A 21,845-nucleotide genomic window follows, 5' to 3' on the forward strand; every position below is an offset into this window, starting at 1 on the left:
GGTTGCTCTTCTTAAATAACCAATAAGTAGCTTATTTTAAAATAAAGTCAACTATTGACAGGTTTAAATATTATGATATTTAAAATACATACCGCTTGATAAGCGATAATGAAGTTGGAAAGAATTTTGATTATAACAGGTGTTAATTTTGCAGAATACTTTACGGAAATAATGCAAAGTTAGTTATACCAAGCTATGCAGAGGATTTTAAGGTATCAGGTAAATAGAATAAACCTATTATATACCTAATACATATTTGCAAAGAAAAATTTAGATCCATCCTTTATTGACAACTATTAAGCGATATATTAATAAAATAATTCTGCAAAATATGTATAGGCTATTGTTTTTGAATATTTAACCTATACATGATTTGCAAAATATTAAACATAAATAAGGAGGAATTATGGAAAGATATGGTATCAAAACATTTAAAATGAAGAGTGGGGAACGTTACTGCATAATAAAAAACAAGAAAACAGGCATCCCGGTATTTTATCCATGTTTATTTATTACAACACAACTGAGAAACAGTGATGATTCGATAAAAACAATTGAGACTCAGGCAGGGTGTATCGCGCTTTTTTATCGGTTTCTTTTTATACGTAACATAGACATTGAAGAGAGAATTCAAACCGCCAGATTCCTGGATAACAATGAAATTGACCTTCTGAGGGATTTTGTCGGGAAAAGGATGAGAACTGCGAAAGTGATTAATATTAAAGAACATCAACCTGGAGTATGCAGTGCGACAAAGTACATACGGCTTACGACAATAGCAAAATATCTCGAATGGTTGTGTCTGCTAACTATTAAAAATATTGATGATGGCTACAGGAAAATTACCTATTTCGTGGGGAAAATAAAATCCAGAAGGCCGAAGATAAAATACAGGAATTCAGAAGGGAATATCTATAAAACAATCGAAGAAGAAGACATGGATATACTTCTTTCATTTATTGAACCTCAATGTGAATTCAATCCATTCAACAAAAAAGTTCGCCAGAGAAATCAGCTTATAGTCATAATATTACATTCATTAGGGATAAGGTGTGGCGAGTTATTGAATCTGAGAGTAGAAGATATTGATTTTTCAGCGCAAATGCTTTTCATAAGAAGGAGAGCTGACAGTATTGAGGACACAAGAGTCAATCAGCCCCTCGTAAAAACGCTTGAAAGAGATTTACCCATGTCTGACGAACTTACCAGACTTCTCCATTCATATATTACGGGAGAAAGAAAAGCCAACATCAGAAAGAAAAAGCATGGATATCTTCTTATTACTCACAAAGAAGGAGAGACACGTGGCGATCCTCTGTCCGTTCCTGCATACCATAAGATCATTTATAGACTGAGAGGCATTGACTCAGGTTTAAGCAAGTTGACTGGACATAAGTTCAGACACACCTGGAACTATTTATTTTCGAAACTGATGGATGAAAGCACCGAGCATGTGAGTGAAGAGATGCAAGAGAAAATGCGTTCCAATCATATGGGTTGGGAGCCGGGTTCTGGAACAGCACAAACCTACAACAGACGATTTATCGTTTCAAAAACAGAGAAAGCAGCCCTGGCAATTCAGAAAGGTATTTTCCAAAAGCGAAGCGGGGTATTTTATGAATAAATTAAAGTTTATGAACGCGCGTCAAGATATCTTTCATGCAAAAAACGATGGTTACACATTCGCATTTGATGATGAATTCTGGGAGTTAAGTAGAAATATAAAGTTGAATGTGGGTGAGGTCATTGAAAAGTTGTCAGATAACCTCAGGTACGGTTACGTAAATACACTAAAATATTTCGCAGAAGAAATCAGCCCCGGATCTGTTAAGCAAATTAACAGAGTCTTCATGAAATTCATTTCGTTTATGAGTTTTGATTCGATTGACGAATTTGTAATGTTAACAACAAAGTCAAGTAATAAGTTCTCGAATCAAGATCTTATTTGTCTAAGGATCCTAATTAAAAAATGGTATGAGTTAGGTTTTAAGGGGGTTACCAAAAGTTGTGTTGACCTCGTTGATGACTGGACGATTAAAGATAATAAAAAAGGGGAGGTTGTTAAAAGACGAGACCCACATCAGGGGCCTTTGACAGACATGGAGTTTGATAACTTTTATGATGCTGTCTCACGTGCATACCATAAGGGTACGATATCCTATTCTGATCTGGCAATGGCCTTGATCACTATACACACAGGCAGAAGAAGTTTACAAATCACACAGATAAAAACTAAAGATATCATAAAAGAAAGAACCATAAATGAATGTTATATTGATATCCCCAGAATAAAACAGGGCGAAAAGTATAGAGCCTCATTCAGGCGATTCAAAATTACAGGTGAATTATTCAATATTTTTAAAGAGCAGTCGCGTATTGTCTCTGAGAGTTTTAGCAAGCAGCTTGGCAGAAAACTCTCAGAGAAAGAGATATTAGAATTACCATTGTTTTTCTGTAAGGAAAGACTTGAAGGGGTTGTTGATTGTGAGAATTTACATGAGATTCTGTCTTCAGACAGGCTACATGCTTATGCGGTAAAGTGTACCCAAACGCTCAAAAGAATCGCTATAACAGAGAACGTGGTTTCGGAAAGGACGGGTAAAGTAATAAACATGAATGCCAGGCGGTTTCGCTACACGTTAGGTACACGGCTTGCAAGAGAAGGTTACGGAGAAGTAGTTATAGGAGAATTACTTGATCACTCAACCTTAATGTATACAGGCGTTTATGTTCAGTCAGGTCCAGAAAGTTTAAATAAAATCGAAGAAGCCGTTTCCGTTGAGCTCGGATATTACGCGAAAATGTTCCAGGGGGAGCTGATTAATAAAAGTGAGGATAAAAATCCCGGTGGCAATATCAGAATTAATACAGGTGAAAAGTCAGGACAATGCGCCAGTTGCAAATCCTGCACAGCGTGTGTTCCCATACCCTGTTATACCTGCATGCATTTTAGACCTTTTGTTGAAGGGCCGCATGAAAAACTACTCGAATACTTACTTGATGAGCGTCGTAGGATTCAGTGCATAGTGGATGATCCTGTAACTACGCAAATACTGGACAGAACAATTATTGCTGTATCAGAGGTAATAAAAAAGTGCAAAGAATTTAAATCAAACCCGGAGGTGTTAAATGGATAATATAGAAAATGAAAAGGTGAGCGTGCTTGAAACGCGCAGGGAAAAATATTGCGCAAAAAATATTAATGATTTTGAAAACTACTGTCGATTCACTCTCAATAAAAACGATCTAGTGAACTGGGAGGAAGTCAATTGGCCAAATGTTTTCCTTTTTACTAAAACGCCTGCCAAAGGTGTTAAAAAAAGCTCTGTTATTGTAAATGAGCCATTAGACACGAATTTTATTGAGTTCGCTAAAAGCTATGTCCTTTACCACTATATGAATGGGGGCAAGAAAATTAATCAGCGTCTTAATATCGTCTTCAGAACACTTGAGGCAGCCCTTCTGCAGGTCAATGGGCGAAGTCATGTTCAGTACGTTAATTTTACTGTTCTGAACCAGTGCGTTATCACCTTAAAAAGCACATGCACCAAAGCAGTAGCACACGCTTGCGGCAAAGTCCTTGAAGGACTGGTTTCATTTCTCAGAGAAAAAGAATTCCTGGTCACGCAGTCACTCCTCTGGAAGAGTCCACTTAAAGCGCAGGAAGCAAGCAACAAGCTCACTAAAACTGCAGAAGAGGCCCGTGAGGCAAAGTTGCCTGACGAAGAGTCATTATTTGCTATAGCAGAAATTTTCGCACTTCCAAAAGACCAGCTTTCAGAAGTGGATTTGTTCATAAGCTCCGTTTTTGCGTTGCTTATGTGTGCACCTTCCAGAGTAACCGAAATTCTGACGCTGCCTGCTGATTGTGAAATCCGTGAGGCGGGCAGTGATGGAAAGCTAAGGTATGGGCTGAGATTCTATTCCGAAAAAGGTTTTGGTGGAAATGTGAAATGGATACCAGAAGTCATGGTTCCTGTTGCTGAATTGGCGATAAAAAATCTGATTGGGCTTTCAGAAGGATCCCGAGCCTATGCCAGAGAGATTGAACTTAATGGTGAGGATATCGAAAATTATCCAGATTTCCCCTGGTACGATAAAGAAAAAAACATACGTTACAGCAATGCACTATGCCTACTGTTCCGGTATCAACTCAGCAGTAGTATCAAAACACAAAGAAGTCTTTTCAGACCAACTGCCACACTTGTCAGCGTCAATCTGGGAAGCACTGAGTATCGCAGAACGCACTCCATTTCTACGATTTTTGACAGGCACGGCTACAGAGGGTCAAAGGGGAACAACCTTTCACTCAGAAGTCATCAGGCAAGACACTTACTCAATACGATTGCACAACGTGGTGGGCTTGGAGATTTTGAACTAGCCAAGTGGTCAGGACGAGTGAGGGAAACACAAAACAGGACCTATAACCACGCCACCCAGGAAGAGAAAATCCAGGAGTCACTTAAGCATGGTGTGCAGAATATTGGCATTAAACCAGAAAACACCACCCCTCGGGCAATAGCAAACCCTGAATGGCGTATTGATGTTAATGATACAGGCCACGCAGCCATTCACGTGACAGAGTTCGGCTACTGCACTCATGACTACGTAATCTCTCCGTGTACGAAGTTCAGGGACTGTATCAATTGCAGCAATCATATATGTGTCAAAGGGGACAAAGACTCGCTGGGCAGGTTAGAGGCCAAGGCGGCAGACACGGAGCAGCTTCTGCAGAAGGCAAAAATCGATATGGAGGCGGAAGAATACGGTGCCGAAAAATGGTTTGCCTTTCATGAAAAAACACAAACAAGACTTCAGGATTTGATTGCATTGCTCAAAAGCAAAAATCTTGAGGACGGGGCATTAGTAAGAATGAATGGCGACGATTTTACGCATATGAAAAATCTTACCTCAGTAAGCAGTACTGAAGAAATCGAAAACAAAAGAGAAAAACACAATTAATAAGGAGAATTAAATGGCTAAACATTTAGACAGTAAGGATATCAATACAATTAAGAACCTTATAGCAGGCTGGGATTGTGAGAAGTCAGGAAAGCTTTCATGGGAATATCTTTGTGATAAGCTTGAACCACTGATTGGAAAGCGGCCGACCCGTCAATCACTAGGGCTTCACAAAGATATCGTCATGGCATTCAATCTCAAGAAGAAAAAAATCAAGTCAGGGGTTGATGAGGTTAAACGACCTGCTAATTTGAGGATTGCCTCGCAGCGTATTAGTAATCTTGAATCCAGAAATAAGCTTTTAAGCGAAGAGCTCAGAAACTTAGAAGAGATGTTTGTTGTATGGCAATACAATGCTATGAACTATGGAATTAGTTTTGAGAAGCTTAATGCTGAATTGCCAGAAATAGACAGGGAAACAAATGCTGAGTAATTATTTAATTGCGCAGATGTTGCGCAATTTATTTTGTATGTTATATTGTATATACAACCAAGGAATGGTTGTTCGATTTTGCAAGGATGCAATCTATGAAAATAAAGGACGTTCTTTCAAAGGAAGAAAAGCTACTTCTGCTTTTGCAGATGTTCATTGAAAGATTAAAAAAATCGGGTTTCCCACATAGTAAGATAGTTCGATACATCTGGTTATTCTGTGTTGGTTACTATCTAAAATATTATCTTCCTCAATCAAAAACAGAGTTGATAGATCGCTTCACGATCATATCAATGCTCTCGAATGCTTTAAAATCGAGCACTCCCCGAGTCATCGTAAAGCTGGGTTATGAGCATGAGATTACTTTTTTCTTTCGTGCTTTAATCCACTATATCATTGATAATGAAGATGAAGCCGAGAGTGTGTATCATGAGGAACGAGTCAAGTACGAGAAGGCTGTCTTGTTAGATCAAGTGATTGCTAGAAGAAAGAAAGGCAAAGGAAAGCGAATTTAATTAAATATTAATAGGGCATTAAAAATTAACACCCTAGAAGTTTTTTGTTAGCAATATTTTTAATTAAATTCCAATTATTCTAATGTTGTTTGTTTGATTATTAACTCTTGCCCACTCAGATAACTCAGAAAGAATTTGTGCACTAAAATCTGAGTCGGCCTTATGTCCAACAGGATCGTGATTTTCGCCCTCAAAAAGTGATGAAATTAATCTTTGTACTTTAAGTTTCAAAACTTCATCTGCAGAAATTCTGATGAAAGCTGAATAAGGCTTATCTTTTCCAAGCTCAGATCCTCCTAAGTAACGTTCAAAATCGGGTATGCTCCATCGATGGTAGACGGTATGGCCGTTGTTTCTGCATTTTATTATCTCATCTCTAATTGTACTATTAATTGTCCACATTCCATTATTAGAACCATCTTTACGATAAGGCCAGTCAATATCATGAATGATACCAAAATTAGTTTTGAAATGACGTAACATTTTTATTAATGGAATTAGGACAGCTTTACCTCGTGCTCTTATTATACTTACTTTTCCAGACATTTCGTGCTGTGTCTTTACAATTGCTGAAATGAAAGCTGCATGTTCAGTATCACCCTCAACTATAATAGGGTAACTGCCAAAGAAAATTTCAGCAAACCCGATATCGGTCAGTTGTAAAGCTTGAAGATTGTCCTTTTCAATTGATGAGAAATCAGCTTCATCTGCTATGTATAATCTCGGGGACAATGATTTTCCATCTGATGAACGCTGCATTCTTGCAATGGTAGTATGATCTTCTAATGGATTGATAAAATATGGAGAGTGTGTAGTTATTAATACTTGCCAGTCAGGATGTTTACCGAGAGCATAAAGGTGTGCCTGAGCAGCTCTTGCAGCCATTGGGTGCAACGCATTTTCAGGTTCATCCATTAAAAGTATATAGCCAGGTAATGCGGGATCCTCAGCGTCCTCTGGGATAGTATCACCATTATTGATAGCTTCAATTTGTTGATTGAGTAGTTTTACAGATTCGCTTTCTGAATTTTTTTTAATCTCTTTTTTTAGTTGATCTTTTAATGGTTTGAGAAGAGCATCTCTTTTCTCAGTTTGACGGCTGATTTCATTGTGTACTTGTAACATTGCCCAAAATAATGCTCTCCTTGCTCCAGTGCCTTGCTGTCCGATTCGAGATTTGCCAGCTGCTTCCTCAACGAGTAATCCTGAGCCTTGTTTGAGGAGGTTTTCAATTTTGAGCTCTGGAGGTGTCATTTCGACATGAAGTTGCACCCCGAGACCAGGAAAAATATTTTGAAATCCATACTGTATTTGTTCAGATATATGAGACAATCTTTGCTGATGCGGCCCAGCTAGAGCATTTACAGTAGCAGCTAAAGCAGCTTTATCTTTTGATATTTGTGAGTCGCAATCACTCTCTAATGTTTTAAGTTCTTTGACAAGAGGGCTTAAAGCTAGCGTTAGCAAAATATCTTCTGTTGTTACAGCATCATCTAATGATTTAATGCGCATAGGCCTTGGGAGCCGGGACTTGAATACATTATCAGCACCACCAGCTTTACCATCAGCCGCCCAGTCATTTAATTGTGGATCCCATGTTTTCCTAGTAGATTTACCATCCTCGTCCCAAGACCATGAACTCCTAACTATTCTTTTTACACCATCGATTATTTTCCACTTCTCATCTACGTTCCCCATTCCTTCAGGAATATGAACATCAAGTATAACTTCTGATATTTGATCTGCTTTTGACCAATTACACCTGTCACTATTAATATTGAAAATGTTAGGGTTAAATGCAAGTTCATAAGCTCTGAGTATTGTTGTTTTACCGGAGTTATTTGGCCCAACAAGACAAAGAATATCATCGAGTTTAACGTTAACACCCTCTGGTCCAATACAGCCTATGTTTTTAACAGAGATATTTAGTAGTTTAGATCTCATTTCTTCTATCCTTTGAAGTTAATTAATCGTAATAAGAAAATATTATTATATCAATATACATTTAAAGCGAACTTAATCAAAATATTTAGCTCAAACTGTGAAGTAAGTAAAGTAATTTCTTTGAACCGTAAGTTAGATGCAAATCTATGGTGTTATTGAAACTAGGTTACAGAAAAATGAGAGAGTTTTGGATACCTTAAGGCTTAATGAGTTAAGTTATTAGTCGATTATCTTGTTAGTTTTTTTTAATCGTCACTAAGCTGCTAAGAGTGTATATTTATTGGTTTTTTGTTCTACATTTGATTGTGTCAAGCCCTGTGAATGATTTTTCATGTTCGATGATCCCTAATGTGAGGATGTTTATAAAAAACTGGAGATTTTTTGATAAAAAGAGTTAATCTATAAATCCTTTAACAACAGTTGAGGATGAAGCATGGACGTCATTCCTAACGATATACAGTCAAGACTAAAGTTAGTGATTTCTAAGGCGTCGGCATTTTTACCTGCTGACATTGGTCAACAGCTTCTTGCAATGGTCACCCCCTCGGCACTAGCAACTATGGCGGGGGTAATTGTGGTTTGGGCCGGTGCACACTTTTTCGGGATTGGTGAAATCGCTGATTTAGTGCTTCTCATTGTAGGTTGGGTGGCCGTAGGGGGCGTGGCACTTGAAGCGGCTGAGAAGCTATATGGCTTTGCGACTAAAACTAACGCAGCTCGTAGCGATGGTGATCTTGACGCAGCCGCGAAGGATTTAGCAGATGCGATCACTCTGATAGGTGTAAATACTGTCCTCGCACTTCTTTTAAAGAAGAAGCCTGGTGATACATTTAAAACTCCTTTCAGAGGAGTAAAAATGCCTAGATACAGCAGCGATATTGGAAGGAAAATGAACCTGCCTCGCAATGGAGGCTGGCGTTATACTCCTAAGATAAAAATCACAAAGCATAGTGACGTCGTTCAGGGACGCACAAAACCCTGGGGGGACGTAGAAGTAGGACGCAACTACTATCCTGGTGCAATGTCAAAAGATGACGCATATTTGCAGATGCTTTCAACTCTTTATCATGAACAGGTACACATGGCAATTGCGCCTAAGTTCTATTTATTAAGAGAACTTAGGGTTTTCATGAGACAAAGCGCATATAATAAATCATATATATTACGATACTTGGAAGAGTCACTTGCTGAAACTATTGGTTTGTTAAGAGCCAGAGGGATGAGTAGGGGATATATTATTGAAGGCTTCAAATTCCCTCTTGGAAATACCTACGAAATTACCTATACATTATTGCGGCATGAAACCGCAGGTATTCTTTTGGGGCCAGTAGTGGTTGGAGGGTTGATGTATAATGTTTGGTATGGAGTTCAGCAATGATATCGGAAAATAAAGCTATTGAAATCGCAGAACAATATGCTAAGAAAAGTGGCTATGGCTGGGATGAACGCTTTCACGAGGTAGAGCAAGCTTCCTTTAATGGCAAATCTGTGTGGATTGTCTCGACCTCTGACCTGACATTTTCTGAGGAACTTCCGTGGATGATGGGAAATATGCCCAATCCGGTAAAATACTATATAGATATATCTTGTGGAGAGTGTATTGCTGTAGGCGGTAGAGGTGGCATAATTTTTCGCTTGCATAAGTAGTTTTTTTGATTTCTCAAAAAGTATGACTATGCTTTCTCATGAATCTGAATGCTTTAAACGCAGGTTTCAATGGAACGAAAACATACAAGATTCCAAAACCTATTAAAAATGTAATAGAGTAAGAGACAAGGTTTTCCCGAGTACCATGGCTTAATGTGAAGATAAAGCCTGCGCAAAGTATGAGCAGCAGGATAACAGAAATAACAAATCTTTTTGAAAGTTGAGATAATAACCAGGGGTAGGGGTAAGCGTCTTTCTCAGCGTGTTGACGGATAACGGAAATTTCTTTGGGTGTGAACACTTCCTGTAGTAGTAGTTGTTCGATTTGTAGTTTATTCATATCCATTATCCGTGAAACATAAGAACACTTCAGAATTGTAACCGATAAGTTGTGCTTGACACAAACTAAGAGACGCCGGGTTTGAACCCGAGGTTTTAATCATTAAGCGTATTAGTTCAGACATGATTTTCCGGTATTCACTAGCAGCAGACAATCTAATCTAACAGTTTGGTTTGAGCGAGAAGCGATCAATCTTACGATGCCTGCTACCAAGAGAGATTTCGATTATTTTCGATGGAGATTTTGATAGCGCCATAAATAGCATTTCTGTGAGCACTTTTCTGGCGTGTATAAATGATGTATATGGTTGATAATTGATTTCAAGGAATTTATTTTATTGATTTTTTTACGTCCACTACTGCTTTCATTTATTTAAGGAGTTTAAATGACATACGCACTGATTGATAATTCAACTCTAACTGCAGTCCAAAGAATCGAGGGAAAAGTCATAACTAAATCTAAGGACTCTGTAGATACAGATATAATAGCATTTGAGAACTATATACAGTCAATTTTGTTTTATGATCATGTTATCGCGATCGATGATTACATTCCAAAATACCGTCAAGATAGGATTTCAAATTTCAAAGAGATATCATTCCTTAATAAAACACAATATGGTTTGGATAAAATTGAAAGTGAAGCAAAAAGAATAGCTGATTCCTTACAACCTAAAATTCGTGGCGGAACATTTGTTAATGACGATTTTAAAAAACTAATTGAACTTCTTCAGACACATATCGTATGTACATGGGACATTAGTTCAAGTGTTTATCATTTAACATTGAAGAATTTATCTGATGGAGGTAGAGAGTTTGAAAAATATGGAAATATAGCTGCCGCCATTTTTTCGGAACTAGGTGATGCTACTGAATCTGGTAATAGAACGAATGGCGATGTTGAATTCCTTGATCGATTTGGAAAACGTATTAGTGAGGGTTACAAAGTCCCTGGAGCAAAATGGGGTGATGGTACATCTGCTGGTGATGTAGCAGATGCAATTAAGGCATTCGTGGCTTCGCTTGTATGGCTGGCTAATAGATCAGTGTTTTATTCCCTCACAGCTAAGCATCTTCAAGCAGATACTTTTTTATACCCACTGCGCCAAGCGTATCAACAAACGTACTTAAGTCAAAACTGTCTTTATGGTTTTGACTATGCTAAACATATCGTAGAAAAATTTTCCACTTCGCTAAGTCATGATCTGATTGATATTCATTCTGGTGGTAAAGCAGTAGCAACTGCCACTTCGCTCCCTTTATTTTCAGCATGGCTCGCAAAAGAAACTGGTGATCCAAGTTGTATTGCTCAGGCGGCTTATAACATAAGGAACAACAACGAATTTGTAAGGGCTCGCGAGAAAATGCGGGAAATAAAGCGCTTGTTTGACGAGAATGAATTGCCACAAGCTAATAAGTCAGTAGGTGTATTACTTACTGAAATTTCTAAAGAATCAGATCACATTCGAACTAAATATGGACTTAAGACTAGACAAGGTGTACCTGTAACTAAGCTCGTGCATGTTTATAATACTGTTGCAGCTCTTAATTCACTTCCAAAACTACCGGCTTTTAATTTTAAAGTTAAAGTTCCTGAGTTCTTATATGATATCAAAAAACCCAGAGGTTTTCGTGCTCTCTACAGAAATTTGACTAATGATCTTTCTACTGTGTGGGCGTTAGGAGAAGCTCGAGATATTCTTGGTAGTAAAGTTGTGATTGATGATCATGCAAGAGTTTACAGTCCGAAGTATGAACGACCACGTTTCAAAAATACTCATTTTCAATATAAGAGCCCGATGTAGCTTATGAAAAGGACGCACCTACCTTGTGCGTCCGCTTTTGGCACGGAGCAGCCTGTCAGATAAGGTTTAAATCTGTGCCATGGCTATGTCAGTTCAAATTTTAAAGAGTACATATTAAGATTCATTTTATAACCCGTTATTAACCGAATCGTTGCTTTCACTGAAGGACCAATTCTCGACTTTGTCTCCCTGGAAAGTAACTGTTAGCGCCTTACTTTTTACGTCAGTACCATTTGAAAAAATTCCAACGATTGGAATATACGAAATTGCTGACATATTGGAGCTCATGATTGAGTAAAACCACATGTCCTCATTAGTTTCAACGGCGTTCTTACGAGTAGGTTCACCGAACTGCTTTTGAATATCTTGCTTTGTGGTTCGACCTTTGAAGATCTTTGACGCAATACTTTGCTGCGTCTCATTTTTAATTGATTGATTCCCTGCTGTTGACGCACAACCTGATAAAACGGTAAAGGTTAATAAAGCTGCTGCAACCTTAGCTTTCATTATTTATTCCTTGTTAATAGCTTGCGATAAAACTCTCAACCACCGTGTAATCTGCATTTTGACATCGTTATACCCTGTATCCTGGTGAAACTTGCCTTTCTGCGGGTAAAACTTCACCTGCCACACGGGAAACATGACGTCCTTTACTTCAATAAAAAGGCCTGAGTTATTCAGGTTCTGCTGTCTGATAGCACCGGTACCAAAGCCGCCGTCATATCCGCCTGAGTCGAGATTGAAATGCCAACTGATCACTGAGCTAAACGGATACGTTTTTTCGTTAGCACCATTCTTGATAGTGATAGTTTGCTGTTTTTCATTAAGCAGTAGCTTCGAGTCGTTGAATTCATGGCTCCAGAATCCGTCATTGCCTTCGTTGAAGTTATCGAAAGTTGAGACGTTATCTTTCTTATGCTTATAGCTAACACCGGCTGTCACGAGTAAGAAAAAAGCGGGTATACACCAGAGAATAAGCATTCCCATGGCGTCTGTTGGTTTTGCCTTGAGGACGATTAAAACGGCCACGCCGATTGTGAACCAGACTCTGATTGAACGGAAGTAAGAGGGTTTTCTCATACTCATGCTGCTCATATTGAATTCCTTTTAAAACCAATAGTGGAAGATAGTCATGTCTGTAACTAGCTGATTGGTCACTGCTTTTATTGGGCATTTTTGAGCAAGCTCAAAACTTAAGCAAATCACTTGTACCGATCGATAGATCTTATTTGATAGGTTCAAGCTATCATATGGCTAGTAATTGATCTGTAAAAACGATCAATTATTTTGTGTTTTGAAGCGCTTAGACAGGAAAGATGATGTTCTTCAGAGGGTTGGTTAGCGAGGCGTGTATAAGCTTTTTGAAAAGTTTTCAGGTGTTTCGTTTGAAGTTTTGACCTCAGGTTCGGCTGATCTGACCGCATTGATAACGGAAAATGAGGATTTTCTATGGAGAAACGTTTTACCGGCCTTTTTGAGCAACTCTGTGAACGCTGTGAGGTAGGGAATGCTCAGTAGCCATTTTATAACTGCTGTCATGATGTAATCTTTCTTCCTTGCTGGTTCCAATGCTGTTAGAACAATGCTGACAGGCGTAGGTGCTTTGCAGGTTTCCGCTGTCTCAACTCTATGTTCGCGCTGCGGAGGACATGCAGTAACCTCTTCTGTCATGGCAGCAGTCAATGACGGCGTAGTATCCTCTTTCGTAGCCTCTGTTACTAACTCACTTGGCTCAATACTTCCTATAGCCGAAGATTTCAAATCAAAAAGCAGTGGATTGTCACGTTCAGGTTCGTAGCGAAGCTTCTCTTGCAGTGTTGCCCACGAGTATGTTTTACCTAGTTGGGAAGCTTTGAAAGCTATACCTGAGTATTCGAACGAGAAACCATTCATGCGGCCAGAAGTGGCAATATTGGGAATGGGCGTTATACCGTGCAGATGAAGTGCTTCAACGAAGCTCGGAATGTCATTGTGAGTACGGAGGAGTGTATCAATTGTGTCCTGCAGGAACGTCTTCGGAGCCGGAACCTGCTCGCGCTTCTCTTTCTGTTCCTCACCACGTGATAGCCTCTTACGCCTACTAAAGAGGGAAGGGTCTTGTAAAGGGGAAGGACCCTTGGTTCTGGTCAGGTCATGCGCTAGCTCAAGTTCCTGGATTACTCGTGTACTAATCAGGTTTTCGTTCCTGCCCAGGTAGAGCTTCCCTCCTACCAAGTCGACTCTACTGGCAATGATATGAATGTGTTGACCTGCCTCGTCGTCATGTATGACATAGCAGCGCAGGTGCGTTTCACTAAACCCCATGCGATTCATATAGTCGTCGGCAAACATGACCCACTGCTTCGCTGTGAGGGATTCACCTTGTGGCAGGCGAAGCGAGTTGTGCCATACCGGTTTGACAACGTCAGGGCGAAGTGAAGCAGAAGCGCTGAACTCAGCTATCAACTCAGCTGCTAAGTCTCCCAGCATGTTACCCCCTATGACCACTGGGTCAGTTTTATGGTGCGTTCCTGGCTTTAACGCATATAGAACAACTCCGGCGAAGCTCTTACCGCGTTTGATCTTCTGCATGCCCTTCATTAGAGGGGATACTCCATAGATCAGCTGTGAGAAGTCGTGAGCGAAGATCACCAATTTGACGTTTAACAGCATAGAGTTCTGTCTTGGTCAGTGGGCTGCAGCATTGCTTAGCATTCAGGTGGTTTAAGAGCTTGTTGAGCCTTTGATTTATCTCACCAAACATTTTCCATGCGCTTTGGTTTATTTCTGGGACAACAGGTACATGGTTCCTAAGCAAACACATGCGAAGCCATTCGCCCTTAGCGTATTGTTTACGCTCCTGATTCAAAGTATTTAGCTCTGAGTTATTTAGTCTGACGCTAACGCAATGGATACGTAAGTTCTCTGCAGTAGGAGGATTAAATAAAATTTCCATGAAAAATCCTTATTTTAAATTAGCACATTCCTTATGCCTAATATATTTATAATCGATAGATTAATTATGTCAATGATGTCGGGTTTGACTTCCCTTTTTCAACCAAAGGGCAGAAAAAGCAAGGCAACTCAGCTTCGCTGAGTTAGCCCTTGCTATTAAAAATGCAATAATAAACTCATCAAGATTTGACTTTAGATTTAACTATGATATCAATTATTAAAATATGGAGGGATTATGAAAGATAGAAAAATAACAATCTGTGTGGCATACGCTTATTTTACATTAGTGATAACATGGATGCTGACTGTACTCTATATAAATTATTATAATATACAGAAAGCAATTGAACCAGGTCCAATATTTGATGCGTTAGGGCTAACACTTATTTTAATAATTGTGTTTTTACCTGTTGTGGCTATTTTTTTAGTAGCAACACATAAGCCTAAAACGAACAATTAAGATAAATTTTTATAATTATCAATCGATTCTGAAAACGCTACCGAAGCTTTCATTACTAAAAGTATCGTATAAGTACAGATCGAAACATATCCAAGGTTATTAATCATAAATCTGTCGAAAATTTCAGGACTTTCTAAACCGCTAGTTTTGAAGGTTAACAGGGCTGTAATGACGGTGCTAATCGTAAATATAATGGTATCGTTAACAGATTTAATAAAATCTCTGATTTCCTTTGTTCTGGTATAAATTATAAAGAAAGAGAGGATTGTTGGTGCTATAAGAGGTGCTAATAACCAAAGAATTGACGTAATCGGTTGGAAGCTAATCCATAGGGTTATAACGATAGAACTAATAATGCTAGCTGCATATCCGAAAATTAAACTATTTTTCATAATTCACTCCATAAATCACAACCTGCAATTTAAACTTTTAAGTGTAAAAGGGGGCGGGCCCATAACAAACATGTAAAATAGTTGCTAAAATAATGTTAGTTGTTTTTTTTCATTTGAAATTGAAGATTCAAATGTCCATATCAAATAATCAAAATCTCTTCTTGGGATATTTAATAAATCTGCAGCGTAGCAGAATATATTTTTTATTAGATCGTAACTCTCAATATGGAGTCCTGCTTGGGTTGCAAAATTCTTTATATGCCTGTCTACAGCAATAGAGTCAATACCAACTAGGCATGCTAGATAATCAACTGTTTTAGGGCCAACGCCATGAATATCTAATAATCTCTTTTTGAATTCTATGTCTTCTAAAGCTCGATAAAGATCTTCAACATATTCTATATTATAACTCAACAAAAATATAACTAAATTCTCGAATCTTTCAACTTTGACATGATGATTCCAGTTTAAAAATTTGGATGTACGACCTTCTTGAATTATCGAATATACATTACTGAGTTTATAACATTCTGGAAAACTCTCATAAATCCTTTCAAGTCGAGGTTTCACAATATTAGTGTAATTTAATCCTGCTTGTAAAGCTGCGTCAGCTACAACTACACCAATATGAGTATGAACTCTTCTCTTTTTTTTTAACTCATTGTTAATAATGCCCACATCTTTAGCTCGTTCAGCTATCTTACGTGCAAATCCAATGATATCGTAATGATCTAAATCGTAATTCTTATGTTTCATAATTGTAAGCCTAGCTCTCTCAATGCCGCGAGCCTTTCTACACAATTTGGACATGCTCCGCAAGGAAGTTTACTTTGAGCTTGGCAAGAAAAGGTTTTACCTATTGGTACTTCGAGATCAATTGCTTTTGATAACACTTGAGATTTTGACATTTCTTTGAAGGGAAGAACAATCTCTACAGGCCCTATATGTTCAGTTAAATTACCTACGTTATTAAGAAAATCAAAAGAACAATCGATCTCTTTAGCATGATTACTATTAATAAAGCCTGCATATACTTGCGATATTTCAAGACTTTGGGCTCTTGCACATGCGCAGGTCAAAAAGATCAATGTTCTATAAGGTACATAAAGATCATTGTCTTGTATATTTTCCGACCAAAGATCAGCTTCATTTATTAAACGTGAATTTGACCCTGCAAATAATGAGGAAATATCATGATATTCAGGTTGCTCAACTCCTCGTGGAAGTACTTCATTAAGAACTTTCCATTCTTTATCTGCACAATGTTGACCATAATTGTAGAAAAGTGGTTTAGGCTTAAACCCTTTTTTAAAAAGTTCATAGATTATTGTAGTTGAATCAAGCCCTCCAGAGGCTAAAACGATCAATTCTTTATCCATTTACGTTTTTCTCATTGTTTTAGATATGCTCATAAAAGTATCATTGAGGGAGACATCCAAATTATTCGAATATGAATAAGCTCCACCAATAACCATTGTGTTATCATTTTCATTTAAAGGGTCATAGACAATAACTGGTTTGTTAATTGCCAGAGCGTATCCAATCTCCACTAAAGTACCAGCATCTTTTAATAAAGGTATTGCAAAAATTAAATCACATTCTACTAGCAATTTTATATCTTTTGCATAGGTTTCTTTGAGTGTGATAAAACTTACTGGTTTAGATAATTCACCATTTATTTTTACAGGTCTTATAACATTAAAGTTGTGATAATTTAAAGAGGATACAGCTTCTTCAATCAAGCGTGTATCAATATATGAGAAGTCGGGAGCAGCTAAATAAATATTAATTTCTTTTCTTTTACTCCAGGGAACTCTCACACCTAATAAATTTTTTAATTCATTTATACTGATAAGATATTCTCTTTTTAAATTCCTTTTAAAATCATCAATGAAAGTTGTTTTGGCATAACATGTTGCAGCCTGAACGCCGCGCCAGGCAGAATCAATGCCTAACTCATCAATTTTCGACGCCATTACTGCAGTGAAAACGTCCCCAACTCCAACTGAATTAACAGTCTCATCTATGTATGCTGGAATATCAATATCTACTTCATTACTAAAATCATAGACTATACTTCCACCTCTGTTTTCTTTTACCAAAAGAAATTTTACTCCTGTACATTTTATTTGCAAAACAAGATTCTCATAATATTCTTTTGTTAAATTCTCGAATAATTCAGATGATGTTGAAATAGTCAATAGCTGGAGGTTAAGTTTAGAATTAATTATTGGAGATAAATCATCCATTCCATATGCAATATCAATGCTAATCTGAGCATTTTTTTCTATATGGTTAAAAATTTCATTTAATGAAAAATCGCCGGGAAAAATAACTACTGATTTATAATTAAATAAGTGATTTAAATCTTTTTTATATTCAATCTCTTTTTTATCCCTAAGAATATTTTCATAGCCTTGATGAGCTGTTTCTTTTTCATCGTATAAAAAAATTACATTAGGAGCGTTTTTAACATCAGCAATATGATATATCGAACTGCAACCATGTGCTTTAAGATAATCTCTTATTTCTTTATCAAGATAACTTGGGTAAACTGCGGCAACTGAGTAAGAAATTCCACTAGCCCACAATCCTCGTGCGGCATGAACAATTCCCCCAAGCCTCATTTTTGTTTTATTAGTTTTAAGAGTTATATCGATAAACACTTCGCCTATAAGTAAGATTTTTTTGTCCATTATACTGGTCCTAAATCTACTACAACTTGTGGTAGAGGTGAATTGTAAGATGTACTTACAAGACCTGCATAATTAAATCCATCTTTCAAACAGGCCAATAAATAATTATATTTAGTTGGTAATGCTCCTATAGCATATCCTGATGATGTTTCGTGAACTATCAGTCTATTATTGAATTTTATCTCTATTTTAGTGCCTGGAGGCGGTACATTGTTTTTTATTAAAAAATAATTATGCATTGCTACATCTTCTAGGGCAACTGAAAAAGCGATTTTACATTGATCAACTCCGCTGTCACCCCCTGAAATTCCTTCTTTTTCATCATGTTGTCGTTTTGCGCCAGAGTAGTCGCTAAAACTTCCTGAACCTGAGCTTCCCATAAATCCACCTCCAAATAGTAAAGTTAATTTAATACTTTATTCTGAGGGTTTTGTAAAGGATCTTGCGAAAAAAGCGAGACCCGGCTGGTTGGAATTTATTAGTTGTTGAAAATCATTGACCTAGGTCACGGAGCTTCTTGCCAGACATTAGATTCTTTTCAATATGCTCAAGAGTTACCCCTTTGGTTTCAGGGACCAGGAGAAAAGTTATCACGATGAAGGCCAGGTTAAACCCTGTGTAGAGCCAGAATGTCCCGGCCGGACCTATGCTACCCAGAAGTGAAAGGAAGGTCGCACCGATAATCATGTTTGCAACCCAGTTCGTCGTGGTTGAACAGGTGATCCCAAAGTCCCGACATTTCAGAGGTTGTATCTCCGAACACAATATCCAGACCACCGGAGCGGCACTCATTGCATAGCCGCCTATGCACAACATTGTCATACCCACTGACACCCATGACAGACCGGTACTGATATCTCCCTGACCCGCTTTCATGAGACAGTAGCCCAGAACCATAGTGGCGAGTGCCATTACACTAAACCCAATCTTCAGAATTGGCTTTCTTCCCGTTTTATCAACGGTGAAAACCGCAATGAAGGTAGCAAACATGAATGTCAGGCCAACCACTATGGTCGCAACCATTTGCTCCTGAGTGCTCTGAAAGCCAGCCATTTTAAAAATCTGAGGAGCGTAATACATGATGATGTTCATACCCGTAAACTGTTGCATACCCTGCAGCAGCATACCGAGGTAGACAGCACGTCTTACATTGCGGTTTTGCCTGAAAAGAGCAAACCCTCCCTGCTTCATGCGAAGGCTTTCCCTTATCTCATTCAGTTCCTGACGGGCTTTCTCTGAGGTATCCCGAAGCATTCGAAGAACTTCTTCCGCCTCAACATGCAGACCTTTTGAAGCCAGCCAGCGGGGGCTGTTAGGCAGGAAAATGACCATGACGAAAAGTACCACTGCTGGTATAGCGAGAACACCCAGCATTGCCCGCCAGTTGCCACTGTAACTGAATGCTGTATCCGACAGGAAAGCTACGACAATACCAAAGGTGATCATGAGCTGGTAAAGGCTAATCATTTTTCCGCGAACATTCTCTGTTGCCATCTCTGACAGGTAGAGTGGGGCGGTATAGGAAGCGATACCAACGGCCAGTCCGAGCAGAACTCTGAATGTAAGCAGAACTTCAACACTTGTGGCGAAAGCCGATCCAAGTGAACCCACGATGAAGAGTATGGCTCCAGCCATAAGGCTGTATTTTCTTCCCAGCCGATGTGAAACCCAGCCGTTACAGATTGCTCCAATCGCAGCCCCCAGCATCATACTGCTGACAACCCATTCCTGTTCATGGCTGGTTAACTGAAAGTGTTTTGTTATGAAAGGCAGGGCACCTGAGATAACACCGATATCCAGTCCGAACAGAAGCCCGGCGAGGGCAGCGGATATGGATACAAAGAGATTCATTCTTCTGACTTTTGACTGATGATCACTATCGTAGGTGACGGCCTGGTTTACATGAGACATCATTAAGCTCCGCTCATACAGCATGTAATAGTTCTTCAGCTTACGCAGCGGATACAGTCAGGATTAGAGCGCCCCTCTCTCAAGATATGGACTTTACAGCTAAATCTGTTGTTAATGTGATGAGGATCTCAAAGCTGATCCTCACCATCCTCAAAGCCGATTATGGTTAAATAATATTCAAAGGGTTGTTCCAGTTATACGGAGCAAGTACCAGTTTTATTTTTCCCTCAATTTCTCCATACCTCATATCAGAATTCGATAGGAAGTATTCCCTGACAAGCGGCGGCAGTTTTTTCGATTTATACCTCATTATTGTTGTATGCCAGAAATCTGGGGGTAAAGCTTTTCCCGGATATCGGTCCTGCAGTTTTGACTGCCAGTCAGAACTCATAAGATCGTTCCAGAAAATTTGTCGCAGGCTGATTGAGTTGCTGTCTGGAATTCCGGCCAGTAACAGCTGATTAGGAAGTGCTACAAGCTGAAGCTCTTTAACGTCAAGAGTGCTGTTTCTGATAATCAGGCTGAATCGCTCAGTCAGGTCGGCAATGTCAGCAATGTCTTTATAGGATTCGTAGATGGATTGAGTCACGGCGAGAAATGTCATGTGAAAATTTTCCTCGCTCATAACTTCTGCAAGAGGATCATCATTTGTCAATGATCTAAGATCAGACAACAGTGCTCTTATTTGCGGATTAAGTTCAGGCTCAATGCCACTTGTCAGTGCTAACAATTCTTCAGGATAAAAAGCCACGTCCTTTTCGTTAAAGTTATTTTCCAGTTCAAGTAACCATTCATGGATAGTCTCATGCGAACGGTTGGTGTACACATTCCGAAGGTAATTTTCATTGTCCAAGAGCCTGCTCCCCAAAATAAATTATATGAAAATTATGATTAATATTATTTAACAGATTATATGTGCGGCCAGACATTGCGTCATTCTGAGTTTAGACTAGAATCCAGCTGTTAAATTAAAAAATTAAATTCAGGTTCTATCAGAGGTTACAAATGCTTAGTTTTACTCGTCAGGGAAATCAGGAAGGGCCTGCTCTGGTTTTTATGCATTATCTGGGTGGTTCTGCGAAAACCTGGTACCCTGTGATTGAAAATCTTAAAAACGACTATGATTGCATTGCTTTTGATATGCCAGGTTTTGGCGACTCTGAGTCTTTAGAGGATATGAGTATCCAGTCGCAGGCAGAAGCTTTATGGGAAAATATTGAAAACCTTAATATTAAAACACCGTTTTTAATCGGACATTCGATGTCAGGAAAAATTGCCTCTGTTATGTCTTTGCAGTCTCCAGAGAAAATCAGTGGACTTCTACTTGTAGCCCCTTCGCCTCTCACTCCACAGCCTATGACTGTCCAGCAATACCTGCAACAGAAGGAATGGACGGGTAGAGCAGAAGAAGCCAAAGCATTTGTAAATGGATCCTGTTTTCAGCCTCCAAAACAGGCATTTGAAGAACTTGCTATTGAAGACACTTTGCGAGCTGACTGTGAAGCATTCCATAAGTGGGCAGATAGCGGAAGTCAGGAAAATTTTGAAGGTGTTTTTGATAAGGTCAGGCTCCCCGTTAAATTGATAATAGGCAATGACGATAAGAGTGTTCCAAATATCACGGAGCAAATCAGAAGTACTTTAGTCTACTTTAATCCTTATTCATTCAGGGTTATCAATGATTGTGGACATTTGCTTCCATTAGAATGCCCGGATGATTTATCTCGTGAAATTATAGAGTTTGTGAAGGTAGCTCAAAGATAGGTTTTTATGATTTTTTGAAAAAGGATTAATTGCTTTAATAATA

Annotated in this window: 23 protein-coding genes; 10 read left to right on the forward strand and 13 right to left on the reverse strand. The window is 38.6% G+C overall.

The genetic code is table 11. The features are described from left to right. Positions 1–406 precede the first annotated feature (406 nt). The 5 genes from F3J36_RS09025 to F3J36_RS09045 all read left to right on the forward strand — a co-directional run bounded on the left by F3J36_RS09025 (position 407) and on the right by F3J36_RS09045 (position 5,910). Entirely contained in the window at positions 407–1,624 is a 1,218-nt protein-coding gene (locus F3J36_RS09025; RefSeq protein WP_166719529.1) for a site-specific integrase, read from the forward strand. Continuing rightward, positions 1,617–3,137 (forward strand): site-specific integrase, encoded by a 1,521-nt coding sequence (locus F3J36_RS09030; RefSeq protein WP_166719530.1) that lies wholly within the window; start codon positions 1,617–1,619, stop codon positions 3,135–3,137. The genes F3J36_RS09025 and F3J36_RS09030 overlap by 8 nt, the downstream gene beginning before the upstream one ends. After that, entirely contained in the window at positions 3,130–4,962 is a 1,833-nt protein-coding gene (locus tag F3J36_RS09035; protein WP_166719531.1) for a hypothetical protein, read from the forward strand. Before F3J36_RS09030 ends, F3J36_RS09035 begins: the two co-directional genes overlap by 8 nt. Positions 4,963–4,975: 13 nt before the next feature. Then, positions 4,976–5,395 carry a hypothetical protein gene (locus tag F3J36_RS09040; RefSeq protein ID WP_166719532.1) on the forward strand — a complete coding sequence of 140 codons (420 nt, stop codon included), beginning with the start codon at positions 4,976–4,978 and terminating at the stop codon, positions 5,393–5,395. 95 nt (positions 5,396–5,490) lie between these two features. After that, the gene (locus F3J36_RS09045; RefSeq protein ID WP_166719533.1) at positions 5,491–5,910 is read left to right on the forward strand and encodes a hypothetical protein; all 420 of its coding nucleotides are present in this window, start codon (positions 5,491–5,493) and stop codon (positions 5,908–5,910) included. Between the two features lie 63 nt (positions 5,911–5,973). Here the strand turns inward: F3J36_RS09045 and F3J36_RS09050 are convergent, their stop codons facing one another. Further along, on the reverse strand, positions 5,974–7,854 hold the full coding sequence (locus F3J36_RS09050; RefSeq protein ID WP_166719534.1) for an ATP-dependent endonuclease: 1,881 nt from the start codon (positions 7,852–7,854) through the stop codon (positions 5,974–5,976). A gap of 433 nt (positions 7,855–8,287) precedes the next feature. Here F3J36_RS09050 and F3J36_RS09055 point away from each other — a divergent pair, with 433 nt between their 5' ends. After that, on the forward strand, positions 8,288–9,232 hold the full coding sequence (locus tag F3J36_RS09055) for a hypothetical protein (protein WP_166719535.1): 945 nt from the start codon (positions 8,288–8,290) through the stop codon (positions 9,230–9,232). Next, positions 9,229–9,501, forward strand: coding sequence for a hypothetical protein (locus F3J36_RS09060; RefSeq protein ID WP_166719536.1), 273 nt, complete (start codon positions 9,229–9,231; stop codon positions 9,499–9,501). The genes F3J36_RS09055 and F3J36_RS09060 overlap by 4 nt, the downstream gene beginning before the upstream one ends. 13 nt (positions 9,502–9,514) lie before the next feature. Here F3J36_RS09060 and F3J36_RS09065 read toward each other — a convergent pair whose 3' ends face one another. Next, positions 9,515–9,841 (reverse strand): hypothetical protein, encoded by a 327-nt coding sequence (locus F3J36_RS09065; RefSeq protein ID WP_166719537.1) that lies wholly within the window; start codon positions 9,839–9,841, stop codon positions 9,515–9,517. A gap of 385 nt (positions 9,842–10,226) precedes the next feature. On the opposite strand from F3J36_RS09065, the gene F3J36_RS09070 reads away from it, so the two are divergent. After that, positions 10,227–11,645 (forward strand): hypothetical protein, encoded by a 1,419-nt coding sequence (locus tag F3J36_RS09070; protein ID WP_166719538.1) that lies wholly within the window; start codon positions 10,227–10,229, stop codon positions 11,643–11,645. 126 nt (positions 11,646–11,771) lie between these two features. On the opposite strand, the gene F3J36_RS09075 is transcribed toward F3J36_RS09070, so the two are convergent. The 4 genes from F3J36_RS09075 to F3J36_RS09090 all read right to left on the reverse strand — a co-directional run bounded on the left by F3J36_RS09075 (position 11,772) and on the right by F3J36_RS09090 (position 14,580). Next, positions 11,772–12,152 carry a hypothetical protein gene (locus F3J36_RS09075; RefSeq protein ID WP_166719539.1) on the reverse strand — a complete coding sequence of 127 codons (381 nt, stop codon included), beginning with the start codon at positions 12,150–12,152 and terminating at the stop codon, positions 11,772–11,774. Positions 12,153–12,155: 3 nt separating this feature from the next. Beyond that, complete coding sequence (locus tag F3J36_RS09080) at positions 12,156–12,740, reverse strand: DUF4755 domain-containing protein (protein WP_166719540.1); 585 nt, start codon at positions 12,738–12,740, stop codon at positions 12,156–12,158. A gap of 243 nt (positions 12,741–12,983) precedes the next feature. Next, a complete protein-coding gene (locus F3J36_RS09085) occupies positions 12,984–14,216 on the reverse strand; it encodes a relaxase/mobilization nuclease domain-containing protein (protein ID WP_166719541.1) in 1,233 nt (410 codons plus the stop codon). Beyond that, entirely contained in the window at positions 14,194–14,580 is a 387-nt protein-coding gene (locus tag F3J36_RS09090; protein WP_166719542.1) for a hypothetical protein, read from the reverse strand. Before F3J36_RS09090 ends, F3J36_RS09085 begins: the two co-directional genes overlap by 23 nt. A 234-nt stretch (positions 14,581–14,814) precedes the next feature. Between F3J36_RS09090 and F3J36_RS09095 the strand changes: the two genes are divergently transcribed. Continuing rightward, positions 14,815–15,039, forward strand: coding sequence for a hypothetical protein (locus F3J36_RS09095; protein ID WP_166719543.1), 225 nt, complete (start codon positions 14,815–14,817; stop codon positions 15,037–15,039). Here the strand turns inward: F3J36_RS09095 and F3J36_RS09100 are convergent. The 7 genes from F3J36_RS09100 to F3J36_RS09130 all read right to left on the reverse strand — a co-directional run bounded on the left by F3J36_RS09100 (position 15,036) and on the right by F3J36_RS09130 (position 20,891). Beyond that, positions 15,036–15,431: a hypothetical protein gene (locus tag F3J36_RS09100; RefSeq protein WP_166719544.1), complete on the reverse strand. Its 396-nt coding sequence runs from the start codon at positions 15,429–15,431 to the stop codon at positions 15,036–15,038. The genes F3J36_RS09095 and F3J36_RS09100 overlap by 4 nt on opposite strands. 84 nt (positions 15,432–15,515) lie before the next feature. Continuing rightward, positions 15,516–16,187, reverse strand: coding sequence for a hypothetical protein (locus F3J36_RS09105; protein WP_166719545.1), 672 nt, complete (start codon positions 16,185–16,187; stop codon positions 15,516–15,518). Beyond that, a complete protein-coding gene (locus tag F3J36_RS09110) occupies positions 16,184–16,810 on the reverse strand; it encodes a 7-cyano-7-deazaguanine synthase (RefSeq protein ID WP_166719546.1) in 627 nt (208 codons plus the stop codon). The genes F3J36_RS09105 and F3J36_RS09110 overlap by 4 nt, the downstream gene beginning before the upstream one ends. Next, positions 16,811–18,127: a nucleoside 2-deoxyribosyltransferase gene (locus F3J36_RS09115; protein ID WP_166719547.1), complete on the reverse strand. Its 1,317-nt coding sequence runs from the start codon at positions 18,125–18,127 to the stop codon at positions 16,811–16,813. Continuing rightward, positions 18,127–18,507 (reverse strand): hypothetical protein, encoded by a 381-nt coding sequence (locus F3J36_RS09120; protein WP_166719548.1) that lies wholly within the window; start codon positions 18,505–18,507, stop codon positions 18,127–18,129. The genes F3J36_RS09115 and F3J36_RS09120 overlap by 1 nt, the downstream gene beginning before the upstream one ends. Before the next feature lie 112 nt (positions 18,508–18,619). Next, positions 18,620–20,038 carry a sugar porter family MFS transporter gene (locus F3J36_RS09125; protein WP_166719736.1) on the reverse strand — a complete coding sequence of 473 codons (1,419 nt, stop codon included), beginning with the start codon at positions 20,036–20,038 and terminating at the stop codon, positions 18,620–18,622. A gap of 166 nt (positions 20,039–20,204) precedes the next feature. After that, a complete protein-coding gene (locus tag F3J36_RS09130) occupies positions 20,205–20,891 on the reverse strand; it encodes a hypothetical protein (RefSeq protein ID WP_166719549.1) in 687 nt (228 codons plus the stop codon). Between the two features lie 152 nt (positions 20,892–21,043). Between F3J36_RS09130 and F3J36_RS09135 the strand changes: the two genes are divergently transcribed. Continuing rightward, entirely contained in the window at positions 21,044–21,802 is a 759-nt protein-coding gene (locus F3J36_RS09135) for an alpha/beta fold hydrolase (protein WP_166719550.1), read from the forward strand. Positions 21,803–21,845 lie beyond the last annotated feature (43 nt).

Origin of the sequence: Pantoea sp. Cy-640, assembly GCF_011752635.1 — a bacterium.
In the GTDB taxonomy this organism is placed as follows: Bacteria; Pseudomonadota; Gammaproteobacteria; order Enterobacterales; family Enterobacteriaceae; genus Pantoea; species Pantoea dispersa.

What these genes read in the sequence shown, in the direction of transcription:
- F3J36_RS09025 (WP_166719529.1), top strand. Translation starts at nt 407, where the DNA reads ATGGAAAGATATGGTATCAAAACATTTAAAATGAAGAGTGGGGAACGT.
- F3J36_RS09030 (WP_166719530.1), top strand. Translation starts at nt 1,617, where the DNA reads ATGAATAAATTAAAGTTTATGAACGCGCGTCAAGATATCTTTCATGCA.
- F3J36_RS09035 (WP_166719531.1), top strand. Translation starts at nt 3,130, where the DNA reads ATGGATAATATAGAAAATGAAAAGGTGAGCGTGCTTGAAACGCGCAGG.
- F3J36_RS09040 (WP_166719532.1), top strand. Translation starts at nt 4,976, where the DNA reads ATGGCTAAACATTTAGACAGTAAGGATATCAATACAATTAAGAACCTT.
- F3J36_RS09045 (WP_166719533.1), top strand. Translation starts at nt 5,491, where the DNA reads ATGAAAATAAAGGACGTTCTTTCAAAGGAAGAAAAGCTACTTCTGCTT.
- F3J36_RS09050 (WP_166719534.1), bottom strand. Translation starts at nt 7,854, where the DNA reads ATGAGATCTAAACTACTAAATATCTCTGTTAAAAACATAGGCTGTATT.
- F3J36_RS09055 (WP_166719535.1), top strand. Translation starts at nt 8,288, where the DNA reads ATGGACGTCATTCCTAACGATATACAGTCAAGACTAAAGTTAGTGATT.
- F3J36_RS09060 (WP_166719536.1), top strand. Translation starts at nt 9,229, where the DNA reads ATGATATCGGAAAATAAAGCTATTGAAATCGCAGAACAATATGCTAAG.
- F3J36_RS09065 (WP_166719537.1), bottom strand. Translation starts at nt 9,841, where the DNA reads ATGAATAAACTACAAATCGAACAACTACTACTACAGGAAGTGTTCACA.
- F3J36_RS09070 (WP_166719538.1), top strand. Translation starts at nt 10,227, where the DNA reads ATGACATACGCACTGATTGATAATTCAACTCTAACTGCAGTCCAAAGA.
- F3J36_RS09075 (WP_166719539.1), bottom strand. Translation starts at nt 12,152, where the DNA reads ATGAAAGCTAAGGTTGCAGCAGCTTTATTAACCTTTACCGTTTTATCA.
- F3J36_RS09080 (WP_166719540.1), bottom strand. Translation starts at nt 12,740, where the DNA reads ATGAGCAGCATGAGTATGAGAAAACCCTCTTACTTCCGTTCAATCAGA.
- F3J36_RS09085 (WP_166719541.1), bottom strand. Translation starts at nt 14,216, where the DNA reads ATGCAGAAGATCAAACGCGGTAAGAGCTTCGCCGGAGTTGTTCTATAT.
- F3J36_RS09090 (WP_166719542.1), bottom strand. Translation starts at nt 14,580, where the DNA reads ATGGAAATTTTATTTAATCCTCCTACTGCAGAGAACTTACGTATCCAT.
- F3J36_RS09095 (WP_166719543.1), top strand. Translation starts at nt 14,815, where the DNA reads ATGAAAGATAGAAAAATAACAATCTGTGTGGCATACGCTTATTTTACA.
- F3J36_RS09100 (WP_166719544.1), bottom strand. Translation starts at nt 15,431, where the DNA reads ATGAAAAATAGTTTAATTTTCGGATATGCAGCTAGCATTATTAGTTCT.
- F3J36_RS09105 (WP_166719545.1), bottom strand. Translation starts at nt 16,187, where the DNA reads ATGAAACATAAGAATTACGATTTAGATCATTACGATATCATTGGATTT.
- F3J36_RS09110 (WP_166719546.1), bottom strand. Translation starts at nt 16,810, where the DNA reads ATGGATAAAGAATTGATCGTTTTAGCCTCTGGAGGGCTTGATTCAACT.
- F3J36_RS09115 (WP_166719547.1), bottom strand. Translation starts at nt 18,127, where the DNA reads ATGGACAAAAAAATCTTACTTATAGGCGAAGTGTTTATCGATATAACT.
- F3J36_RS09120 (WP_166719548.1), bottom strand. Translation starts at nt 18,507, where the DNA reads ATGGGAAGCTCAGGTTCAGGAAGTTTTAGCGACTACTCTGGCGCAAAA.
- F3J36_RS09125 (WP_166719736.1), bottom strand. Translation starts at nt 20,038, where the DNA reads ATGTCTCATGTAAACCAGGCCGTCACCTACGATAGTGATCATCAGTCA.
- F3J36_RS09135 (WP_166719550.1), top strand. Translation starts at nt 21,044, where the DNA reads ATGCTTAGTTTTACTCGTCAGGGAAATCAGGAAGGGCCTGCTCTGGTT.